The sequence below is a fragment of the Diaphorobacter nitroreducens genome, assembly GCF_002214645.1.
GTDB lineage: Bacteria > Pseudomonadota > Gammaproteobacteria > Burkholderiales > Burkholderiaceae_C > Diaphorobacter > Diaphorobacter nitroreducens.
In genome coordinates this window covers 1,619,151-1,639,852 of record NZ_CP016278.1, presented here as the reverse complement: position 1 = coordinate 1,639,852, position 20,702 = coordinate 1,619,151, and the positions used below count along the sequence as shown (strand labels likewise).

Annotated in this window: 23 protein-coding genes and 2 pseudogenes; 18 read left to right on the top strand and 7 right to left on the bottom strand. The window is 65.5% G+C overall.

What is annotated here, in order from left to right:
* The first annotated feature begins 137 nt into the window (after positions 1-137).
* From BA022_RS07660 to BA022_RS07650, 3 genes are read left to right on the top strand one after another with little or no spacing between them, the layout of a single operon-like run.
* Positions 138-959 carry a type IV toxin-antitoxin system AbiEi family antitoxin domain-containing protein gene (locus tag BA022_RS07660; protein WP_088888554.1) on the top strand — a complete coding sequence of 274 codons (822 nt, stop codon included), beginning with the start codon at positions 138-140 and terminating at the stop codon, positions 957-959.
* On the top strand, positions 943-1,890 hold the full coding sequence (locus BA022_RS07655) for a nucleotidyl transferase AbiEii/AbiGii toxin family protein (RefSeq protein ID WP_088887071.1): 948 nt from the start codon (positions 943-945) through the stop codon (positions 1,888-1,890). Before BA022_RS07660 ends, BA022_RS07655 begins: the two co-directional genes overlap by 17 nt.
* Positions 1,891-1,924: 34 nt before the next feature.
* Positions 1,925-2,173, top strand: coding sequence for a transcriptional regulator (locus BA022_RS07650; RefSeq protein WP_088888553.1), 249 nt, complete (start codon positions 1,925-1,927; stop codon positions 2,171-2,173).
* A 24-nt stretch (positions 2,174-2,197) separates the two neighbouring features.
* On the opposite strand, the gene BA022_RS07645 is transcribed toward BA022_RS07650, so the two are convergent.
* Entirely contained in the window at positions 2,198-2,575 is a 378-nt protein-coding gene (locus BA022_RS07645; RefSeq protein ID WP_088887070.1) for a helix-turn-helix transcriptional regulator, read from the bottom strand.
* A gap of 470 nt (positions 2,576-3,045) precedes the next feature.
* On the opposite strand from BA022_RS07645, the gene radC reads away from it, so the two are divergent.
* The 6 genes from radC (at position 3,046) to BA022_RS07615 (ending at position 7,358) form a co-directional block, all read left to right on the top strand.
* A complete protein-coding gene (gene radC / locus BA022_RS07640; RefSeq protein WP_088887069.1) occupies positions 3,046-3,555 on the top strand; it encodes a RadC family protein in 510 nt (169 codons plus the stop codon).
* Positions 3,556-3,833: 278 nt separating this feature from the next.
* Positions 3,834-4,184: a DUF2958 domain-containing protein gene (locus tag BA022_RS07635; RefSeq protein ID WP_088887068.1), complete on the top strand. Its 351-nt coding sequence runs from the start codon at positions 3,834-3,836 to the stop codon at positions 4,182-4,184.
* 58 nt (positions 4,185-4,242) lie between these two features.
* The gene (locus tag BA022_RS07630; protein WP_088887067.1) at positions 4,243-4,521 is read left to right on the top strand and encodes a hypothetical protein; all 279 of its coding nucleotides are present in this window, start codon (positions 4,243-4,245) and stop codon (positions 4,519-4,521) included.
* A gap of 706 nt (positions 4,522-5,227) precedes the next feature.
* Positions 5,228-6,109, top strand: coding sequence for a DUF2285 domain-containing protein (locus BA022_RS07625; protein WP_088887066.1), 882 nt, complete (start codon positions 5,228-5,230; stop codon positions 6,107-6,109).
* A gap of 83 nt (positions 6,110-6,192) precedes the next feature.
* Positions 6,193-6,474: a helix-turn-helix transcriptional regulator gene (locus BA022_RS07620; protein ID WP_003107109.1), complete on the top strand. Its 282-nt coding sequence runs from the start codon at positions 6,193-6,195 to the stop codon at positions 6,472-6,474.
* A 26-nt stretch (positions 6,475-6,500) separates the two neighbouring features.
* Positions 6,501-7,358, top strand: coding sequence for a replication initiator protein A (locus BA022_RS07615; RefSeq protein WP_041111057.1), 858 nt, complete (start codon positions 6,501-6,503; stop codon positions 7,356-7,358).
* A 162-nt stretch (positions 7,359-7,520) separates the two neighbouring features.
* On the opposite strand, the gene BA022_RS19545 is transcribed toward BA022_RS07615, so the two are convergent.
* The gene (locus BA022_RS19545) at positions 7,521-7,649 is read right to left on the bottom strand and encodes a hypothetical protein (RefSeq protein ID WP_257789741.1); all 129 of its coding nucleotides are present in this window, start codon (positions 7,647-7,649) and stop codon (positions 7,521-7,523) included.
* On the opposite strand from BA022_RS19545, the gene parA reads away from it, so the two are divergent.
* The 5 genes from parA (at position 7,648) to BA022_RS07580 (ending at position 12,127) form a co-directional block, all read left to right on the top strand.
* Positions 7,648-8,286 carry a ParA family partition ATPase gene (parA, locus tag BA022_RS07605; protein WP_041111085.1) on the top strand — a complete coding sequence of 213 codons (639 nt, stop codon included), beginning with the start codon at positions 7,648-7,650 and terminating at the stop codon, positions 8,284-8,286. The two genes, BA022_RS19545 and parA, sit on opposite strands and share 2 nt — an antisense overlap.
* The gene (locus tag BA022_RS07600) at positions 8,283-8,546 is read left to right on the top strand and encodes a hypothetical protein (protein WP_041111083.1); all 264 of its coding nucleotides are present in this window, start codon (positions 8,283-8,285) and stop codon (positions 8,544-8,546) included. Before parA ends, BA022_RS07600 begins: the two co-directional genes overlap by 4 nt.
* Positions 8,543-9,088 carry a DUF2840 domain-containing protein gene (locus BA022_RS07595; RefSeq protein ID WP_041111055.1) on the top strand — a complete coding sequence of 182 codons (546 nt, stop codon included), beginning with the start codon at positions 8,543-8,545 and terminating at the stop codon, positions 9,086-9,088. The genes BA022_RS07600 and BA022_RS07595 overlap by 4 nt, the downstream gene beginning before the upstream one ends.
* Positions 9,085-9,684, top strand: coding sequence for a S26 family signal peptidase (locus tag BA022_RS07590; RefSeq protein ID WP_088887065.1), 600 nt, complete (start codon positions 9,085-9,087; stop codon positions 9,682-9,684). The genes BA022_RS07595 and BA022_RS07590 overlap by 4 nt, the downstream gene beginning before the upstream one ends.
* A 448-nt stretch (positions 9,685-10,132) precedes the next feature.
* A complete protein-coding gene (locus BA022_RS07580; RefSeq protein ID WP_088887063.1) occupies positions 10,133-12,127 on the top strand; it encodes a relaxase/mobilization nuclease domain-containing protein in 1,995 nt (664 codons plus the stop codon).
* Between the two features lie 69 nt (positions 12,128-12,196).
* Here BA022_RS07580 and BA022_RS19640 read toward each other — a convergent pair whose 3' ends face one another.
* Positions 12,197-12,664, bottom strand: a complete 468-nt coding sequence (locus BA022_RS19640; RefSeq protein WP_088887062.1) for a DUF4148 domain-containing protein — start codon at positions 12,662-12,664, stop codon at positions 12,197-12,199.
* Between the two features lie 125 nt (positions 12,665-12,789).
* Positions 12,790-13,024 (bottom strand): annotated as a pseudogene (locus BA022_RS07570) (ATP-binding protein); the annotation flags it as partial.
* Positions 13,025-13,026: 2 nt separating this feature from the next.
* Here BA022_RS07570 and BA022_RS07565 point away from each other — a divergent pair.
* Positions 13,027-13,260, top strand: a pseudogene (locus tag BA022_RS07565) (LysR family transcriptional regulator); the annotation flags it as partial.
* A 178-nt stretch (positions 13,261-13,438) separates the two neighbouring features.
* Here BA022_RS07565 and cadR read toward each other — a convergent pair.
* Complete coding sequence (gene cadR, locus BA022_RS07560) at positions 13,439-13,882, bottom strand: Cd(II)/Pb(II)-responsive transcriptional regulator (RefSeq protein WP_019372870.1); 444 nt, start codon at positions 13,880-13,882, stop codon at positions 13,439-13,441.
* 94 nt (positions 13,883-13,976) lie between these two features.
* On the opposite strand from cadR, the gene BA022_RS07555 reads away from it, so the two are divergent.
* Complete coding sequence (locus tag BA022_RS07555) at positions 13,977-16,217, top strand: heavy metal translocating P-type ATPase (protein ID WP_167372733.1); 2,241 nt, start codon at positions 13,977-13,979, stop codon at positions 16,215-16,217.
* Here the strand turns inward: BA022_RS07555 and BA022_RS07550 are convergent.
* Positions 16,177-17,529 (bottom strand): heavy metal sensor histidine kinase, encoded by a 1,353-nt coding sequence (locus tag BA022_RS07550; protein WP_040435565.1) that lies wholly within the window; start codon positions 17,527-17,529, stop codon positions 16,177-16,179. The genes BA022_RS07555 and BA022_RS07550 overlap by 41 nt on opposite strands.
* Positions 17,526-18,212, bottom strand: a complete 687-nt coding sequence (locus tag BA022_RS07545) for a heavy metal response regulator transcription factor (protein WP_088887060.1) — start codon at positions 18,210-18,212, stop codon at positions 17,526-17,528. Before BA022_RS07545 ends, BA022_RS07550 begins: the two co-directional genes overlap by 4 nt.
* Before the next feature lie 144 nt (positions 18,213-18,356).
* Here BA022_RS07545 and BA022_RS07540 point away from each other — a divergent pair, with 144 nt between their 5' ends.
* Positions 18,357-18,692 (top strand): DUF4148 domain-containing protein, encoded by a 336-nt coding sequence (locus BA022_RS07540; RefSeq protein WP_088887059.1) that lies wholly within the window; start codon positions 18,357-18,359, stop codon positions 18,690-18,692.
* Between the two features lie 661 nt (positions 18,693-19,353).
* On the top strand, positions 19,354-20,607 hold the full coding sequence (locus tag BA022_RS07530) for a TolC family protein (RefSeq protein WP_088887058.1): 1,254 nt from the start codon (positions 19,354-19,356) through the stop codon (positions 20,605-20,607).
* Positions 20,608-20,702 lie beyond the last annotated feature (95 nt).

Sequence of the window (20,702 nt, the reverse complement as noted above, 5' to 3'; positions counted from 1 at the left end):
CTTCATCAGGGCATGCTGTCGGTGGACAGCGCGAGGTTTGCATTCATCGAGGAAAGATCACTCTGGATGATCCTTTCAAGCTCTTGTCAAACTATTCAGCCTTGGCGATAGTTTATAAATATGTTATTTTGAGCACTGTGAATGCTCAAAATTCAGGAAAACTGAACCGCCTGCTGGCCGAACTGGGCGATACGCGCCTGGTGTCCAGCCGCTGGCTGCGCGCGCACGGCTACTCCAACAGCCTTGTCGCGCGCTATGTGGGCAGCGGCTGGCTGGTGTCGCCAGCGCGCGGCGTTTACATGCGCAAGGGCGGGCGCCTGCAATGGGAAGGCGTGGTGCGCAGCTTGCAGGTTGGGGAGGGGGTGCCGCTGCATGTCGGGGGGCGTTTTGCGCTGGCCCTGCAGGGACATGAGCACTACCTGCGCCTGGGCGATGCCGGGACGATCACGCTGTATGGGCCACAGCAGCCGCCGGGCTGGTTGGGCAAGCTGTCATTGGAGCAACGCTTCGCGTTCCTGGGCAAGGGGCCGCTCGATCTGCCGGCCGTGTCCGTCACTGCGGAAGTCTCCGAGAAGGCGCTGTCGGAAGCGGGCCTGGCTTGGCATTCCGCGGCGCCTGGGATCGATGCCCTGGTTTGCTCGACGCCTGAGCGGGCCATGCTGGAACTGTGCGACGGCGTATCGGATGCGGCAGGGGTCTACGAGGCCGATGCGCTGATGCAGGCCATGACCACGCTGCGGCCGCAGCGGGTCGGCCTGCTGCTGCGCCACTGCGGCAGCATCAAGGCCAAGCGGTTGTTCCTCGCGTTGGCCGATCGCCATCGACATGCGTGGCGATCGCATGTACCGCTGGATGGCGTCGATCTGGGCCGGGGCAAGCGCGCGCTGGTGCCTGGCGGGCGCTTGCATCCGACCTACCAGATCACCTTGCCGGGAGACCTCGATGAGCACCTTGCTTAACCATTGGGACCGGCGCTATACAGACAGGGTGCGGCTGCTGGTCGAAATCCTGCCGGTGCTGGCGCAGGAGCCGCGCTTCGCGCTCAAGGGCGGCACGGCCATCAACCTGTTCGAGCATGACCTGCCGCGGTTGTCGGTGGACATTGATCTGGCCTGGCTGCCGGTACATGACTATGCCGAGGATGCGAAGCTGATCGAGGAAGCCCTTGGGCGATTGGCCGATGTGCTGCGTGCCCGCCCGTTGCAACTGCAGGTACAGACCTCGGCAGGCGAGGGCACAGGAACGGTCACGCGGCTGGTAGCCAGCCGTGGCCGTGCGCGCGTGCAGATCGAGACCACGCCGGTCATGCGCGGCACAGTGCATCCGGTGCGCACTATGGTCGTGCGACCAAGGGTAGAAGAGGCGTTCGGCTTCGCCGAGGTGCGGGTGCTGGACTTCGCCGACCTGTACGCCGGCAAGCTGGCAGCAGCGCTGTCGCGGCAGCATCCGCGCGATCTTTTCGACGTGGGCTTGCTACTTCAGGACGAGCGTGCGGACGCAGCGCTCTGGCGCACCTTCCTCGTGTACCTGACGTGCAGTCCCAAGCCGGCCTGGGAGATGCTGGCGCCACGAGTGCCCGCGGATTTCGCGGCCACCTTCGAGGCCCATTTCAAGGGCATGACGACCGATCCCATCGAAGTAGGGGCCTTGCTGGAGAGCCGCGAGCGCCTGTTGTCGCGCGTGGCAGCGTGGCTGGATGAGCCGTCGCTGGCCTTTCTGCAATCGGTCGAGGATGAGCGGCCAGATTTCAGCTTGATCGGGCTTGCCCATGCGGCCGATCTGCCCGGCGTGCGGCGCAAGCTGCACAACCTGGCGCAGCGCACGGCGGCCAAGCGCGCCGCGGATCGTGATCAGTTGGCGGACGCCCTGGCGCGCATCATGGCGCGCTGATGCGGTGGGAAGAAAAGCAGATGGAGCGATGGCGATGGTTCACGATTTCACACTGGTCTGCACGCTGAATCCGGAGGTGGATTCGTTGGATGAAGTACTGCACCGGCTGGCCGCCAGCGACTGTGCCGATGTCACGGTGGGCTGGGGCCGACCTGGGTATGTCGCGCTGGCCTTCAGCCGAGAGGCGTTCGACCACGATGCGGCGGTGGCTCAGGCTGTCGCCCAGATAGCGCAGATCCTGACGGGCGCGTCACTGGTTCGGGTGGAGGCCGGCTCGCCCTGACGTTGGCCGCGTTGCTGAGACTGCTCACCGAACCTGCCGGTACTGGCGCAGTCTGACATCGGGCCCGGTGGGCGGGGCGGACTTCGCTGAGCGCGAGGCCTGTTTGCGTTCTTCGATCCATGCTTCGACCTCTTCCAGATCCCAGACAACGCAACGGGGCGTGAGCCGGAAGCGCCTGGGGAATTCGCCGCGCTGCTCCATTTCGTAGACCGTTGTCTCTGCCAGGGGGACGATCTGGTGTAACTCGTGCCGGCGGATGGTGCGACGGAAGGGAAGGGGGCCGCGCTTCGGAAATTGCGGCAGTGTCTCGTAGGCTTCCGTGCCCGGCAAGGGAAGGGGCTGGTCGGCGTCGATGCCGGCGGTGTTGGATGCTTGCGATAGCTGTTCCACCTCGGACTCCATGAACTTGCTGCATGGAGACATGGTGAAGTTCAATACCTATCGGAACAACTTGCTGCGGCGTAGAAGGGCGAACTCCGTGCGTTCATGGGCGCATATGCAGTGCGGATTGCCAAATGCTCGTGCGTCCCGGCGTGCCGCCGTCGCGCTGTCGTGCTGCGCATCAAGCCGCCTGCGGCGTCTCGCCCCTGTCGGGCTTCCATCGTTTCCTCGCTTTGCTCGGCTGACGCCTCCGGCCCGGCTTGTTGATCCGAGCCTGCGCGCTCCGCTTGCCGAAAATCGGGTGTGTGCAGTGGGCGGGGTGTGGGCGGTCTTGCTGTTCCCTTCACCGTATCACGGCGTTCTCGCCGTCAAGGGCGGCGCGCGCCATGCGCGCTGGCGTCCTGGCGTCCGGCTGCGCCCCCTGACTGTTTGCGCTGCGCCGTGCTGACCACGGTTCCGGGCAATTCCGCCCGAGCAACCGGAGCACGATCATGTCGCAACTGTCCTTTTCCTCGTTCGATGCCTCGCTGATGGTGCGCGATGCACAGGGTCACTACCTGCTGGCGACAGCCGACCAGATTCTGGAGGCCGCGCGCCAGGCCATCGAGCACAAGATGCAACGCGGTGCGTCGTTCAGTTCGCCGGCGGCGGTCAAGGAGTACCTGCGCGCCAAGCTGGCCGGCTTCGAGCATGAGGTGTTCGCGGTGCTGTTCCTCGATACGCAGCATCGCCTGATCGAGTACGCTGAGATGTTCCGCGGCACCATCGACTCAGCCGAAGTGCATCCGCGCGAAGTGGTCAAGGCGGCCCTGCGGCAAAACGCGGCGGCAGTCATCATTTCGCACAATCATCCGAGCGGGAATCCCGAGCCGAGCAGTGCCGACAAGATGCTGACCCAGCGGCTCAAGGAGGCGCTGGCGCTGGTGGATGTCCGCACGCTGGATCACATCATCGTGGCGGGTGGCACCACCACGTCCTTTGCCGAACGCGGCCTGATCTGATCGAGGGGGCTTCGGCCCCCTTTTTGCTGCGCCCTGTATCGCACTCCGGCCCGCGCGGGCCTGCGCGTGCTGCGCACTTGCCGACAGCCGGAGTGTGTGGAGGTGCGAGGGGGCGGTCTTGCTGTTCCCTTCATCGTGCCACGGCGTTCTCGCCGTCAAGGGCTGCGCGCCGATGGCGCTTGCGTCCTGGCGGCCGTCGTTGACCCCTGACTGCTTGCGCTGCGCCGTGCCCCGGAAGGGTCGGGCAATTCCGCCCGGCAACCTTTCAGGAGTTCACCATGAACAACGCATTCATCACCGACGAGCAACGCATCGTGTTGCTGGCCAACGGCCGCGAATCCTTGGAGAACCCGGACTTCGATCCGGCGCCCGTGATCAAGCTGTTCACGCCGGATGCCGGCGCGACCTGGCTGCTGACCGAGATTGATCCCGATGACCACGACCACGCCTTTGGTCTTTGCGACCTGGGCTTGGGGATGCCGGAAATCGGCTGGGTCAGCTTGAACGAGCTGGCGAACGTGCGCGGCGGGCTGGGCCTGCCGATCGAGCGCGACCTGTCGTTCCGCGCCGAGAAGCGGTTGAGCGCCTACGCGCGCGATGCGCGGCTGGCCGGGCGGATCGTCGTCTGACCCGGCCCTAGAGCGCCGCAAGGCGCTCCTTTCTCAACTGTCGAAGGAGATCAATGCCATGAGCAGCCATCACGATTGGATCATCGAAGTCACTGCGCAGCACGATGCGCTCAAGCCGTTCGCGCCGGAGAACGGCCAGCCCCTGCGCTTCAAGATTGGCGACGCGGTGATCTACACGAACGACGCCGGCTTGCAGTTCCGGCGCCGCGTCACCGGGTTCTACCAGCCTGCCGGGCCTTCGGGCCTGTACGCGCGCGGTGCGCGCTATCTGCTGAACTCGTCTTCGCCTTGGATGCCGGTGTCGGAATCCAGCCTGCGTCCTGACGAGTCGTCCTGATGCCTTCGCGCCCCGATGGGGCGCTGCGCGCTTCGCTTGCCTCCAGGGGAAAGCCCTGCGGGCTATCCCCGCCGCGCAGAGCTTGGCGCCCCTCAAAAACCGCCGAACCGGCTGCGCCGGCTCGGCCAGACGACAGCAGCCACAAGCGCAATCAACCCTGCTTCCCGATGCCAGGAGTATGAGGTTGTGCATCGAGCCTTGAAGTCCGGGCGTCCCCGGCCAAGCAGCATGGCCGGTCGCGCTGTCGTGCTGCGCATCGAACCCCCTGCGGGGTTTCGCCCCTTCGGGCTTTCATCGTTCCCTCGCGCTGCTCGGCTGACGCCTACGGCCCGGCTTCCAGATCCGGGCCTGCGCGCTTGCGCTTGCGTGCGGGCTGCACATCGAGGCGGCCGTTGCCATGTCCAGCCGTCTCCCCTGATTTCATCACCTTGCTCGCGACTGTAGCCCGTGGCCGCGTGCCGTCAAGGCGCGCCAGGCCGTGTCCTCGGCTGCGCCTGCGGGCCGCACCAACCTGCCGCTTTCCTCCTTGACGGCCCACGTCCGTGGGCTCCTGACCGTCGCGGGCGATGAACTCAGGAAAGACGGTGGCAACGAGGCCAACCGGGTTCTTCGTGCCAACCGCACCGAACAGCCGAAAGGCTGGGCTCCGAATCTAGGAATCCGGTGTGCGGTGTGAACAGCAAACCTTTTTGTCAGGAGAAAGATCATGCAACTCGCATCCCGTTTCGCTTCCCATTCCCCGGTACTGCGCAGCGATTACCCGCTGTCCGATGACCAGATTCATCGCGTGGCCCCGTCCATCTTCGCGGACGCGCCGCACGAAAGCCGCTCGCAACGGTACGCCTATCCGACCGCTGCGTACCTGTATGTCCTATGGCTGGATGCGCTCGCGCTGGCCTGGGAGTACCTGCGCAGACATCCCGACTACCGGCTCGACTGGCTGCGCCGTCATCGCCGGCCACAGGTGGCACAGCAGGCAGCGCATCGCTGGGGCTTGCGCCTGCTGGAAGACCCGACCTTGGATGCGCGCGACGCGCATCCGGTCTGGCTGCCCGGCCATGCCGCCGTGGTGCAGCTCTATCCCGATGCCGACCCACCGCCCGATGCCACGGCTTTCGCGTTCTGGAGCCTTCCGGGTCATAAGCAACTGCTCCACGACGGCAAGGGGCTGACGCTGATCGCGCGCAGCCCAGACCATTGCCAGCGCTACGCACTGGCACCCGGCCTGGAAGATGGCAAGGCCGTGGTCTATGCCCGCCGCGGCGGCGCTGCCGTGCCTGCGCGCGGCCATGCGCCCGACGCGGCACTGGCTGCCGCCAAGCCCAGGCCAACACCTGCCGCGCTGCTGGAGTTGCACACCTTGCAGGCGCTTGACGCGACCCTGGCGGGTGCGTCCTTGCGCGAGGTGGGCGAAGGGTTGTTTGGCGTGGAAGCCGTGGCCGACTGGTACAGCGATGGCGGGCTGCGCTCCAAGGTGCGCCGCCTGGCGCGTCGCGGCGATGCGCTGATGCGCGGCGGCTACCGCCAATTAGCACAGCTTCCGCCGCTTGAGAAGGGTCGTTCTGAAGACGACGCAAAACGACCCTGAGCAGGAAGGCCGCGTTTTCTGAGACTGCCTCCATCCGGTCGCGCTGTGTGGCCGGGCGCTTTCAACCGATGGAGGTTCACACCATGCGTCCCGCTCCCTTGCGGCCTGCCGCCACTGTCTCGACCGCTGCCGCGCAGCCCCAGCGTTATCTCACCAACGACGAAGCCGCCGAGTACCTGCGCCTGTCGCCGCGCACGCTGGAAAAGCAGCGCGTGATCGGTGGCGGCCCGCGCTTTCGCAAGTTCGGCAGGCGCGTCATGTACGCCGTGGCCGACCTCGATGCCTGGGCTGCCGACCGCAGCTTCGAGACGACCTCCGATCCCGAATACGCCGAGCACCACTCGGCCGACAGCCGTGCGCGCTGATCGGCGGCGCGCGGCAGGCCATCGCCATGTCCAGCCCTGCGCTGCCGTCCCGGCAGCGGCCGTTGCAAGAGCGCGAACAGCTCGACCTGTTCCGCGCCTTGCCGGGCGACATGGCGCCGCGCGACAGTCAGGACTTGATGGCCTATCCCTTCTTCTCGCTCGCCAAGTCCAAGCGGGTCAAACCCATCGACTTCCGCGCGGGCAACGTGACGATCCGCGTGGAAGGCACCGCCGAGCACGGCATCGCCACGATTTGGGATGCGGACATCCTCATTTGGGCGGCCTCGCAGATCGTGGAAGCGAAGGACGCGGGCCTGCGCCCGTCGCGGCTGATGCGGGTCACGCCCTACGAGATCCTGCGCTTCATCGGGCGCGGCAAGTCGCTGCGCGACTACCAGCGCCTCAAGGCCGCACTCGACCGGCTGCAATCGACCACGGTGGCCACGTCCATCCGCGAGACAACCGGGCGGCGTCTGCATCGGTTTTCGTGGATCAACGAATGGAAGGAACTGGCCGATGCCAGCGGCACGCCGCTGGGCATCGAACTGATCCTGCCGGACTGGTTCTATGCCGGCGTGCTCGACGCCGCCCTGGTGCTGACCATCGACCCGGCGTACTTCCGGCTGACCGGCGGCATCGAGCGGTGGCTGTACCGGCTCGTCCGCAAGCACGGCGGCAAGCAGGCATACGGCTGGCAGTTCGACTTCCGCTACCTGCACCAGAAATCCGGCAGCACCGCCAAGCCCTACGACTTCGCCTGCGACCTGCGCGCCCTGGTCGCGCGGCAGTCGCTGCCCGGCTACGTCCTGGGCATCGAGCGGATGCCGGACAACGGCATGGAGCTGCTGACGTTCCGGCCAGTGCCGCATACGGCACGGGGATAACTCCGGGAGAGCCTGTGAATGGTGTCGTGCTATCAGGCGTGCGGGGTATCGTGCTATCAGGCGTGGGACTATCGTGCTATCAGGCGTGCCGATCGGCCGCAAACCCGCGCCAGCATTGGGTTTGCGCGCCCTCTAACTTCCCTAACTTAATTTCTCTAACTTTTAGTAGGGCAACGCCGCTGCGGTGGACAACCACCACGCGGCCAGAAACGGCAGGTAATACCAGCCACCAGCCGACAGGTTTTGCAGACCGATCAAAGCAAGGCTTTCCAGCATGGAGGGCCACGCCATGATCGTCGCTCTGCTCAACCAGAAGGGCGGCGTCGGCAAGACCACGCTCGCCACACACATCGCCGGCGAACTGGCAATGCGTGGCCAGCACGTCATCCTGCTGGATGCCGACCCGCAGGGTTCATCGCTCGACTGGGCGCAGCGCAGAAGTCAGCAAGGCTTGCCACGGCTGTTCAGCGCCGTGGGCCTGGCACGCGAAACGCTGCATCAGGAAGCGCCAGAACTCGCCAGTCGGGCCGATCACGTCGTCATCGACGGGCCGCCGCGCATCGCCGCCTTGGCGCGTTCCGCGCTGCTGGCGGCCGAGCGCGTGCTGATCCCGGTGCAGCCCAGCCCCTATGACCTGTGGGCCAGCGCCGAGATGGTGGCGCTGATCCGAGAGGCGCAAGTCTTTCGGCCTGCGCTGCGCGCGGCCTTTGTCATCAATCGGCGCGTCAGCACCACCGTGATCGGGCGCGAGGCACGCCAGGCGCTCGCCGACCAGCCGCTACCTGCGCTGCGCGCGGAAGTGCATCAGCGCATTGTGTTCGCCGACAGCGTGGCCGCTGGCCGACTCGCCCGCGAAACGGCACCTGACAGCGCCGCCGCACGCGAAATCACCGCCCTGGTGGATGAACTGCTGCGGTGGCCGACATGACAGCGCAACCGTCACCACGCGCCAAGCGCGTCGGCATTGGCGCGCGTCCGCCCACGAATCCACACGCCGAGGCGTGGATTCGCCAGGGCGATGCCGATGCGCTGAACAAGGGCGACCTCTACACAGCCCGCCTGACCCTCGACATCACGCCCGCGCTGCGGGCGCGTATCAAGGTGTCGGCCTTCACGCAGGGCGTGACCGTGGCCGACTTGCTGCGCGGCCTGCTGGAGCGGGAGTTTCCCCCGGAGAAGATGCCATGAACGCATCCGCTTTACCTGCGGCGCACGCGGCCACGGCTGCGCCGCTGCGCGCGCCTTCGGTACTCGCTGGCCTCGTCGGCAGCGTGCCGCTGACGCGCGTTTCGCTGGCCTACATCGAACCGCAGTTCAAGCTCTACCTGCGCTTCGGCGAACCGGCACGCATGCTGCGGCTCGACCGCTGGCGGCGCTGCGCGGTGTTCCTGCCGGGCGCTATGTTCTGCCGCATTCGCTGGCAGGCCAACGACTACGGAACGATCCGCTGGCAGCTCATGGTGATGCAGGCTGGCACGCCGCTGGACGACGTGCAGCGCATCCCCGGCGTGCGGCCCGGCGCACGCCTGCTGCTGCACGCCGAAGGCGAGAACGCGGTGCGTGCCGTGCTCGAACGCATCGACGGCATCGGCGCGCAGGGCATCGCCGCCATCGACGTTTCGCCCGCGTACTGGCGCACGCTGGGCAACCGTCTGGCGGCCCGTCTGCCGCTGCCCGAATACACCGCCGAGCGGCACGCCGCTTGGCTGACCGGGAGGGCGCTGCCATGACGGTCCATTCCACTGTCGCACGCACGCCCGAAGCCGCGCCGCATCCTCGCTCGCGCCTGCGCGCTCGCATCGTGCTGGCTGGCCTGTCCGCCTGCGGCCTCGCTGCGCTGGCCTGGGCGGCGTTCGTGCAGCCGCTGCCGCGCCTGATCTACAACCCGTCCGACAGCGTGCCGGTCGGCTGGTATCGCGTGAAGCCGCTCGACCATCGGGCCACCTCGCTGCCACGTTCCTTGTCCGTGGGCAGCATCGTCTTGACCCTATTGCCTGCCGACGCTGCCGCGCTCGCTGCGCAGCGCGGCTACCTGCCGGCACACGTTCCGCTGCTCAAACGTGTGGGCGCGGTCGCGCCGCAACACGTCTGCATCGTCGCCGGTCAGGTACGCATCGACGGCGTGCCTACGGCCGCCGCGCTGCCTGCTGATCGGCTGGGCCGGCCGCTGCCATCCTTGCAGCTTTGCCGCCGCCTCGAATCGGGCGAGCTGTTCCTGTTGAGCGTGACCAATCCAGCGTCGTTCGACAGCCGCTATTTCGGGCCAGTCAGCGCATCCGCCGTGATCGGCGTCGCGTATCCGGTCTGGCTGGAGACACGCCCATGATGGCCGCCGATTCGCTGCACGTTGCCGTGCATCTCATCGTGCCATCGGGCATGTCGTTCCGGTGGCTGCCGCCGTGTCGTCGCGCGTGCAGCGCGAACGCATCCGCGCCGCGCCTCGCGCAACATCCGGCGCAGCCGTCCAACGTGCAGGCGTCTTGCCTCGAACGCGCCCGGCCTGCGGCCATTGGCGCGTTCGCCGGCGGGCGGGTTGCAAGCAGCACAGCGCCGCCGGACCGCCGACACCCGGAGCGACAGCGAAGGGCAAAGGCGGAAGGCAAGACAAAAGGGGGCGACACCTGGCCGCCCGCAAAGCCAGTCTGCACGTGGGGGTGGCGCGGCACGGGGCGGCTTCGCCGCCGTGCCGCGTGGGGCGCGTGGCCCGCACCAATGCAGGCATGTCCGCGTGCTTCGCACGACCGGACACGCCGGGGCTTGCAGGGAGCGCGGCCATGACCGACCGCCGCGACGATGATTTCCGCATCCGCCCCAGCGCCCCGAAGAATCGGGGCCAAGGCTTCGTCTCCAAGGTGCTCAAGCAGACCGGCAAGGCCAGCAGCGGCAAGTCTTCGGTGCGCCGTCCCGGAGGAGCCGGCAAGGGTGCCGGAACCGGCCAGCGGCCCGGCTCGCGCCTGGGGCGCGGCCACACGGCCGCGCGCTTCGCGGGCGCAAAGCTGACGCCCATGTCGCGGCGCGTGACCATCAAGACGCTGCTGGTCAATCAACGCCAGGCCAGCCCGCAGTCGCTCGCCAAGCACCTGCGCTACATCGAGCGCGACGGCGTGGGCCGCGATGGCGAGCCGGGCCGGGCCTACGGGTCGCAGACCGACGAAGCCGACCTCGATGCGTTCAAAGAACGCTGCCAGGACGACCGGCACCATTTCCGCTTCATCCTCTCGCCCGAGGATGGCGCCGAGCTGGAAGACCTGCGCACCTACACCCGGCACCTGATGGGCCGCATGGAAGCCGACCTTGGCACGAGCCTCGATTGGGTGGCCGTCAACCACTGGAATACCGACAACCCACACACGCACATCGTCGTGCGCGGGCGCGACGACACAAGCAAAGACCTCATCATCGCGGGCGACTACATCGCCGATGGCTTCCGCCACCGGGCCGCCGAGCTGGCGACGGAATGGCTGGGGCCGCGCACCGAACTGGAGATCCAGCAGACCTTGGGGCGCGAGGTGGAACAGGAGCGGTGGACGAGTCTCGACCGGACGCTGCAACGCGAAGCCGGCGACGATGGCAGGGTGCAGATCGAACAGTTCAACGCACCGGCGCTGCAACGCCAGCGCCTGCTGCTGATCGGCCGGCTGCAACGCTTGCAGCGCCTGGGCCTAGCCGACGAGACGCAGCCGGGCACATGGGCTGTCCATGCCGACGCGGAGAAAACCTTGCGCGCCCTGGGCGAGCGCGGCGACATCATCCGCACCATGCAGCGCGCCATGAGCGGCCAGCCGCGCGAGCTGGCGGTGTTCGAGCCGGGCCAAGATGACAATGAAAGTGGCCGAACCATCGTCGGCCGCGTGGCCGCCAAGGGGCTGGCCGACGAGCTGCGCGACCGGGGCTATCTGGTCATCGACGGCGTGGACGGCAAGGCCCACTACGTCGCGCTCAATGCCCGCGATGAGCTGGCGAACTATCCCACCGGAGCCGTGGTTGAGGTGCGCGGTTCCGCCGAAGTACGGGCGGCCGACAAGAACATCGCCGCACTGGCAAGCGATGGCCTGTACCGCACCGATCATCACTTCGCCATCGCGCAAGGTCAGGCCACGCCCGACCGCGACCCGCACGAAGTCGTGGCGGTCCACGTCCGGCGCCTGGAAGCCCTGCGCCGAGCGGGCATCGTGGAGCGCGTGGCCGAGGGGCTATGGAAGGTGCCGGACGACCTGCCCGAGCGTGGCCGCCAGTACGACGCGCAGCGCCTGGGCGGCGTGGCCGTGGAGCTGAAATCGCACATACCCATCGAGCGGCAGGCCCGCGTGATCGGCGCCACCTGGCTCGACCAGCAACTGATCGGCGGCGGCAAGGGCCTAGGCGACCTGGGCTTTGGCGGCGAGGCCAAGCAGGCGATGCAGCAACGCGCCGACTTCCTGGCCGAACAGGGGCTGGCCGAGCGGCGGGGGCAGCGGGTGATCCTGGCACGCAACCTGCTGGGCACGTTGCGCAACCGGGAACTGGCGCAGGTTGCCCAGGACATTGCCGCCGAAACCGGCCTGGCGCACCGCCCCACGGCAGACGGGCAGCGTGTGGCCGGCATCTACCGGCGCTCGGTCATGCTCGCCAGCGGACGCTACGCCGTACTCGATGACGGCATGGGATTTAGCTTGGTGCCGTGGCGGTCGGTGATTGAACAGCGGCTGGGGCGGCAGATCGCCGCGACGGTGCGCAGCGGTGGGGTTTCATGGGAAATTGGGCGGCGGCCTGGGCTGTCCCGAGGCTAGTCAGGCCGACCCCAACGATCCCATAAAATGGATTCAACGCAGTCCACTGCAATCCCAACTGGGGGGCCATCAACCCCGGGAGTAGAAACGCAGGCGAGCATTGCGTTCGGCAGGCGATTCGTTCTGCAATTCGTTGATCACCTGTGCTCGCGTCTTGCCAGAGCCTGCGTCGGGTGTGGGTGTGCCGATCGGGTAATTACTTTCACCGTAGGAAAGGCGGCCTTGCTGCATGGCAGCCTTGGTTTCCGCAATCACCTGTGCTCGCGTCTTGCCAGAGCCTGCATCGGGTGTGGGCGTGCCGATCGGGTAATTACTTTCACCGTAGGAAAGGCGGCCTTGTTGCATGGCAGCCTTGGTTTCTGCAATCACCTGTGCTCGTGTCTTCTCGCTCTTGAAGTGCTCCGGGTGAACGATGACTCCGGTTTCGTTGTTGGCAGGGTGCTCGTATGCGGCCGAAGCCATCCCCGGAAGGCCCAGGGCGGCCACTGCGGCCGCGGCGGCGATCATGGAGGAGAGGGAGAGGCGTTGTTGGGTCATGGTCAAAGCTCCTGACGAGGTTGGATGAAACTTGCATCTCTAATGCCTTGGGCGGGCGTTGAGGAGATGTGTTCATGGTAGAAACCCCTACCCAACAGAACCCAGACAACCCGATGACATTGTTGTCAGCTTCGGGGCTTGGCAACGCGATGCGGAAACACCAGAGCGAAGCAGGTTCGCCCCCTGGCCCGAGGTCGCCGTGACCTGGCCGGCATGGGCCTCGGCGATGGCCCGCGTGATGGGCACACCCAGCCCGGAGCCGTCGGAATCCGGATGGGCCCTGGAAGCATCGGCGCGGTAGAAGCGGTTGAACAGCCGGGGCAGGGTCTTGGCATCGATGTCGGCGCCGGTGCTTTCCACGGCTATTGGCCTATAGGCGCATTCCGTTGGATGAAGTTCTGCGCTTCCCATTGGCATTGGGTGACCCGGCAAACTGCGAAGGGTACGCGCGCCAAGTGGATCACTTCCAGCGCCAACAGACCGCGCTGGAACCGTTGATCGCGCACCGGGTGGCGACATTCGATGTCATGATGACACTGGTTTCCGTAGGGCTGGCCCTGGGACTGGTAGGCGCTGCGCGCATTGCATCCAGCCGCAGCAGTGAGGCCGGTATGCCGGGCATGGCTTGACAAAATCAACGTCGAGTTTTGACGGTGCCATTTCAAACCCTGAAGTCAACGCAATGTCAAGCAGATGTGCTGCAACCGACTCTAGCCCTTGGCCGAACCGCGATGACTGGCCCAGATGGCGACAGTCTATGCGCCGCTGTACCCCTCAGTGCGCGCCATGCACATGACGTCGCCTAGCTAGCTCCGGCCCCGCCGCAGCCGCGGTGTCGAGGCCACTGAGGATGCCGCATTCGGTGACCGCATGCGGTGCGATGCAGCGCGCGCGCAACGCCTTGAGGTCTGCCTCAAGCGCGCGAAGTTCCCGGATGCGCTGCGCGACGTGGCCGATGTGTTCGTCGAGCAACGTGTTGATGTCGCCACAATCCTGCGCGGGTGATTCCCGCAGCGCGAGCAGCGCGCGGATTTCGTCGAGGGTCATGTCGAGGTTGCGGCACTGCCGGACAAATGCCAGCCGCTCGACATGGACCGGCAAGTACATACGGTAGTTGTTTTCGGCACGCGCCGGAGGCGGCAGCAGACCTTCGCGCTCGTAGAAGCGGATGGTTTCAACGGGCGTTCCCGTGGCTTCGGCCAAGATTCCAATCTTCATCAGCAGCCCCTTTCCGCCTGTCTTCAAGGCAGTATGGGCTTGACTCTACACCGACTACAGGGTTTGCAATATGGGAAAGGTTAAAGGATCGTCCATGAAAAACACTCACACTGACCAAGATTATGCGGACGCTCGCAGCAACGATTGCTGCGGCGCCTGCTCCATCGACACGGCACCTATTTCCCGTGTTCCGACCGCCACGCGCGGCCGCAGTTTTCGTATCGCCACGATGGATTGCGCGGCGGAAGAGTCGGAAATCCGCCGAGCTCTCGACGGAGTTCCAGGTATCCGTGGGCTGCGCTTTCAACTCGGCCAGCGGATGCTGACCGTCGATGCTGACGAACCGTCCATTGCGCCAGCGCTGGAGGCCATTCGCAAGGTGGGGTTTGACCCCCAGCCGGTCGTTGCGGCAGGCGCAGGACAGGTGCATTCGGAGGAAGGCGGCCACGATCACGAAGGCGTCCGAGGCCAATTGCCCAAGCTGGCTGCCGCGCTGATCATGGCCATCGCTGCCGAGTTGATCGGGTATTTCGCACCGGAGACCGCAATCTGGCGCGCCGCTGGCCTCGCCGTGGCGGCGGTAGCGATCTGGCTAGCCGGCTTTGATGTCTACAAGAAGGGACTGACGGCCCTGCGGCATGGTCGCCTGAACATCAATGCGCTGATGACTGTCGCGGTGACAGGCGCGTTTGCGATCGGCCAGTGGCCCGAGGCTGCGATGGTGATGGCGCTGTATGCCATCGCTGAGGCGATCGAGGCGCGGGCAGTCGATCGCGCGCGCAATGCGATCAAGGGCCTGTTGGAGATGGCGCCTGAGCAGGCATCGGTGAGGCAAGTCGATGGCAGTTGGACTACCCTGCCGGTGGCCGAGATCGCCGTCAGTGCAGTGCTGCGCGTGAAACCCGGTGAGCGCGTGCCAATGGATGGTGTGGTGCGCTCCGGTCAGACGAGCATTAACCAGGCCCCTGTCACCGGCGAGAGTATTCCTGTCGACAAGACGGCTGGCGATACCGTCTTTGCAGGCACGATCAACGAGTCGGGCACTTTCGAGTTCGAAGTCACGGCCCTCGCATCGGAATCAACGCTTGCGCGCATCATCCACGCTGTCGAAGTAGCGCAATCGACGCGCGCGCCTACGCAGGGCTTCGTCGACCGGTTCGCGGCTGTCTATACGCCAGCCATCTTCGTGCTCGCGCTGGCGGTCGCGTTGCTCGGACCATGGCTGCTGGACTGGACCTGGATGCAGGCCATCTACAAGGCGCTCGTGCTGCTGGTCATTGCCTGTCCGTGTGCGTTGGTGATCTCGACACCGGTGACTATTGTCAGTGGGCTCGCGGCAGCCGCCCGCCGCGGCATTCTCATCAAAGGAGGTATTTACCTTGAAGAGGCGCGCAAGCTCAAGGCGATTGCGCTGGACAAGACCGGCACGATCACCGAGGGCAAGCCGAGGCTGGTGGACTGGGCCGTCGTCGATTCGCAGACGGAGTCGGCGGACGCGGAACACGTCGCCGTGGTGTTGGCCAGCCATTCCGACCATCCAGTCTCGCGCGCGATCGCGGCCGGACTGAAGCCGAATGGCGTCGAAGCGAAGAATTTCACGGCGCTGGCGGGGCGCGGTGCACAAGCAGAGGTCAGCGGCGTGAGCTATGTGCTCGGCAACCACCGTTTGATCGAAGAGCGCGGACAGTGCTCACCGGCGCTGGAGGAACGGCTGAAGCAGCACGAAGAGGCAGGCCGAACCGTCACGCTGTTGGCCAGTCCGGAGCGGGTCATCGCGTTGTTTGCCGTCGCTGACACCATCAAGCCTTCGTCTCGTGAGGCGGTCGCATCGCTGCAAGCGCTGGGCATCACTCCCGTCATGCTGACAGGCGACAACCAAGCCACGGCCACGGCTGTAGCACACGAAGCCGGCATCGAGCAGGCACGCGGCAATCTACTGCCCGAGGACAAGCTGGAAGCCATCAGGGCCTTGCAGCGAGACCTGGGGCCGACCGCGATGACCGGCGACGGCATCAACGACGCGCCCGCGCTGGCCCAGGCCGACATCGGCGTGGCGATGGGTGCGGCCGGAACCGACACAGCAATGGAAGCAGCCGACGTGGTCGTGATGAACGACGACCTGCGACGCATTGCCGAGACAGTGAAGCTCTCGCGATCGACGCACGCGGTGTTGTGGCAGAACATCACGCTGGCGCTTGGTATCAAGGCCGTCTTCCTCGTGCTTGCCCTTTTTGGCGGAGCAACGATGTGGATGGCCGTCTTCGCCGATATGGGAGCCAGCCTGCTGGTTGTGCTCAACGGGTTGCGGCTTCTGGGTGCGGTGCAGAAGGCTTGAAAGGGTCAGGCACCGTGAGTCCGATGGACGTGACGCCACCGTTTGATTCCGCCACGGTCCGCCCTCCGTGCATGCGAGCGATGGCGGCCACGATGGCCAAGCCCAGTCCGTGATTGCGGGCGGCGTTCGACCGCGCTGCATCCGCCCGGTAGAAGCGGTGGAACAGGTAGGGTAGATGTTCAGTCGGAATGGTGTGACCTTGGTTCACCACCCGTAGGGCCACCTCGTCGTCCAGCCGGTCGATCTGCACCAAGATGGTGCTGCGCTGATGCGCGTGCCGGGTTGCGTTGCCGATCAGGTTGGATAGCGCGCGCTGCAGCAGGCGCACGTCGGCCGTGCATGTGGCATCGCCGTCGATACGGACTTGAAGACCGGCTTCCTCGATGGCCGCCTCGTGCAAGTCCACCACCGCGCCCGCAACATCGGCCAGGCTGTCGACGTGTTCGCGGCGGGCCTCGGCTCCGCGGTCGGCCTGCGACAGGAAGAGCATGTCCTGCACGATCATCGACATGCGCTGGAGGTCTTCGAGATGCGAACCCAGTACATCCCGAAGCGCGTCGGCGTCGCGTGCCTTGCGCAAAGCGATCTCGGTGCCTCCCATCAAGGTTGCTAACGGCGTGAACAGTTCATGGGCAACATCGGCATTGAATGCTTCCAATTGTTCATAGGCCTTGTGCAGACGCTTCAGCAACTCATTGACATGGGCCACCAGCGGAACCAGTTCGTCGGGTTGAGCGGAGCCATCCAGAGGCTGGTGCAGGGTATCGGCCTCCAGTGCTTGGATTTGTGCCGAAAGATCGTGTACTGGACGCAGCCCGATTTGCACCAGCGTGAATCCACCGACGGCAATCACCACTGTCCCAGCAAGCGCCGCCGTGACCAGCGTGCGGGCTAAGCGCTCAAGCACGCGATCGTCCTCGCTGGCGTCCAGGATCAGCACCGCCTGGATGGAGGTGGTGCCGTTCGTGGCCTCGAACCGCATGTCGATCGTGCGGTGATCCATTGGAACGGCTGAACTGGCATAAAGAACACTGCCGTCGGCACCGCTCAGGATCACCATCACGTCCTGCTGGCCGACCATGGCGTCATTGAGCTTGTGCGTAAGCGTGTCGTTGTCCAACTCTCCCGCCTCGGCAATGAGATGGCTCACTTGGAGCTGCTTCTGCCGCAGCGTGTCCATCTGCCGCTCCTTGAAACTCAGTGCGGTGACGGTGTAGACGCCCAAGCAGATCAAGGCGAGTCCGGCCAGCGTAAGAAAGGCGAGCCAGCGGGCAAGCCGCCGTCCTAGTGATCCGGCAGGCCGCAGTCTCACGGCTGACGATCTTCGAGCATGTAGCCCATGCCACGGACTGTGTGCAGCAGCGGACGCTCGAAGGGCAGGTCGAGCTTGTTCCGCAGCCGACGCACAGCAACATCGATCACGTTCGTGCCGTAGTCGAAGTTCACGTCCCACACCTGCTCGGCGATCTCTGTGCGCGACAGTACCTCACCCTTGCGGCGCAAGAGTAGCGTCAGCAGTTGGAACTCCTTTGCCGACAGGTCGATGCGCTGGCCGGCCCGAGTAGCGCGCCGCCGCGCCAGGTCCACCTGCAAGTCCCCCAGGCACAGCACCAGCGCATCGGGTGCGGGCGCAGTGCCAGCAACGCGGCGCAGCAGCACTTCGATGCGGGCCACCAGCTCGGAAAAGGCGAACGGCTTGACGAGGTAGTCATCCGCTCCCGCCTTCAGTCCGCGCACGCGGTCCTCGATGCGATGGCGGGCCGTCAACATGATCACCGGCGTCTGCTTGCTCTGCCGCAGCGCGGCCAGCAAGCCGAAGCCATCGATGCCCGGCAACATGGTGTCGAGCACGATCAGGTCGTAACTGCCGTGCGAGGCCATGTGGAGGCCATCGATTCCGTTGGCAGCCACATCGATCGCGTAGCCTTCTTCAGAGAGCCCCTTGCGAAGATAGTCCGCGAGCTTGGCTTCGTCTTCCACGATTAGCAGCTTCATGCGTGCCGTTCCTTCCACGGTCGCTCGCAACCTGTCCAAATTGTCATCTGTACGTTCTACTCCCGTTCGGTGTCGGTTCTTACATTGTGCTCATGCCTTCGGGCATATCGATTTTTTGCAAATCACGCTGGAAAGGACCATGCAATGAAACTGACCCATCTTATCGCCCTGAAGGCCATCGTCCTGGCTACGGCGCTGCCCATGACGGCCCAGGCCGATTCGCTCTGGCATCCGGCGCCTACGGAGCAAGGCTTTACGTATCACTCCGATCACTTCAAGAGCACCAAGACACGCGCCCAGCTGATGGCCGAGGTCGATGCAGCCCGCAAGGACGGTACGCTCGCGTTGATGCAGCGTGGACGGTCGGTGCCGATCAAGAGTTCCGCAGCACCGAAGACGCGCCAGCAGGTTGTCGATGAGATGCGTAGCGAAGCACCGGAAGCACAGCGTGCGCGACTGGAACTGTATTCCGGCGGTTGACACTGCTGACACCCGCGCACTCTGCCAGAGTTTGTTTCCATGCCGCCTCGCCTCATCAAAGCGAGCAGCACCTCGCTGGGCATTGAGGTGGCCGGAGAGACACCCCCTCATCGTTGCTCCTGGACTGACATTGCTACTGCTACACTTTCTCCATGCGCCGCTGGCTCGCCATACTTCTGCTCGTACTACTGCCTACCCAGGCAACCTGGGCGGCGGTGGCTGGCTATTGCGTGCACAAGCTAGGCTCCGCGGTGAGCCATCTCGGACACCATGACCATGCTGCGCACGGCCATGCTTCCACGCTCCTCGATGAATCGGATACGACGGTTTCCAGCAGCGATGCCACGCTCGGCGTGAGTCATGACTGCGGGCACTGCCACGGGCAATACGCTGGCATGCTGCTCCGTGTCGAGTCACTGCGATTCGAACAAATACCCAGTCCATCCATCGCGGTCAACGATGAGCCATGTACTGCGTACCACTCCCTTAGACCCGAGCGCCCCAAGTGGTCTCACCTTGCCTGATCGGCGAGGCGGGGTCTTCCTTTTCTGATTCCCGTTCGCGTCCGAACGCCTGCTGACGTGGGCGTTCAGATGTGGCGCGGCCGTATGGTCGCTATTCGCCGGTCTCCCGTGTATCCCCCTCAACACTGGAGCATCGGATGTATCCGAAGACAAAAACATCAATCCGTCTGCGGCAAGCCGTACTTGCCGCTTTCTTGGCCGGCGTGAACGCCGGCGTATATGCCCAACCGGAAGCGCTCCCAGCCAACCTGAAGGACGTCTTCGACGCAGCCTGGGCGCGGCAGCCCGAATCGCAGGCGCTGCTGATGCGCCGTGATGCCGTCCAAGCGCAGCGGCGTGCGGCGGCGGCATGGACGCCCGAGCCACCCGCGCTCGAAATCAGTAACAAGACGGACCGGCTTACGCGCAACGACGGTGCCCGTGAGCTAGAGGCCGGCATCGCCATCCCTCTGTGGCTGCCAGGTGAGCGAAGCAACAGCGGTGCACTGGCAGATGCGCAGACTGCGGCCGTGGAGAGCCGTGTGGAAGCGGCGCGACTGCGACTCGCCGCCACGGTACGTGAGGCCTGGTGGAATTGGGAACGCACGCGCATCGACGCCGACATCGCACGTGGGCAACTGGACAATGCTCGCCGCATCGCCACCGACGTTGCGCGGCGCGCCAAGGCCGGCGACCTGGCGCAGGCCGACCAACACCAGGCCGACGGTGCTGTGGCCGCAGCCGAAGCGGCCGTGGCGCAGGCCGAGGCAGGAGCGACGACGGCGCAGCAGCAATTGAAGGCGCTGACCGGCAGTGTTGCCCTCGCTGCGCCTACGGGTACATCGCCTGCCGAGGTTGAACCCACCTCGTCAGACATGCCAATACACCCTGCACTCAACGAGTTGCAAGACCGTGCCGCCGTGGCCGAGCGCACCGCGGCCCTGGCCGCCAAGCAGTCGCGGGCGAACCCGGAGTTGACACTGTCCACCACGCGGGAACGTGGGGCATTCGGCGAGCGCTACGACCAAGCCATCACGGTGGGCATTCGAATTCCGTTCGGCGCAGGCCCTCGCCACGACAGCCGCGTGGCGGCTGCTCGGGCCGATGCTGTGGAAGCACAGGCCCAATTCGCGCTGGATCGTGCGCGGTTGCAGTCGGAGAGGGAGGCCGCAGAGGTCCGGGTCAATGCGGCACGCACGCAGCTTGCAGCCGCGGAACGCCGCGCCACCTTGGCTCGTGAGACGCGCGGATTCTTCGACAAATCCTTCCGCCTGGGCGAGACCGATCTTCCGACACGGCTGCGCATCGAAGCCGAAGCCACCGAGGCCGAACGGCAGGCGGCGCGCAGCCGCATAGAGCTGGCCTCGGCGATTTCCACATGGCGCCAGGCACTGGGCCTGCTGCCGCAGTGAACGGCAGGATATGAGTGAAATTGGCACCCAGAGCTTATCCATCAATCGTAAACAGCTATTAATAACGCAGCACATCCATCTGGAATCCCATCTGG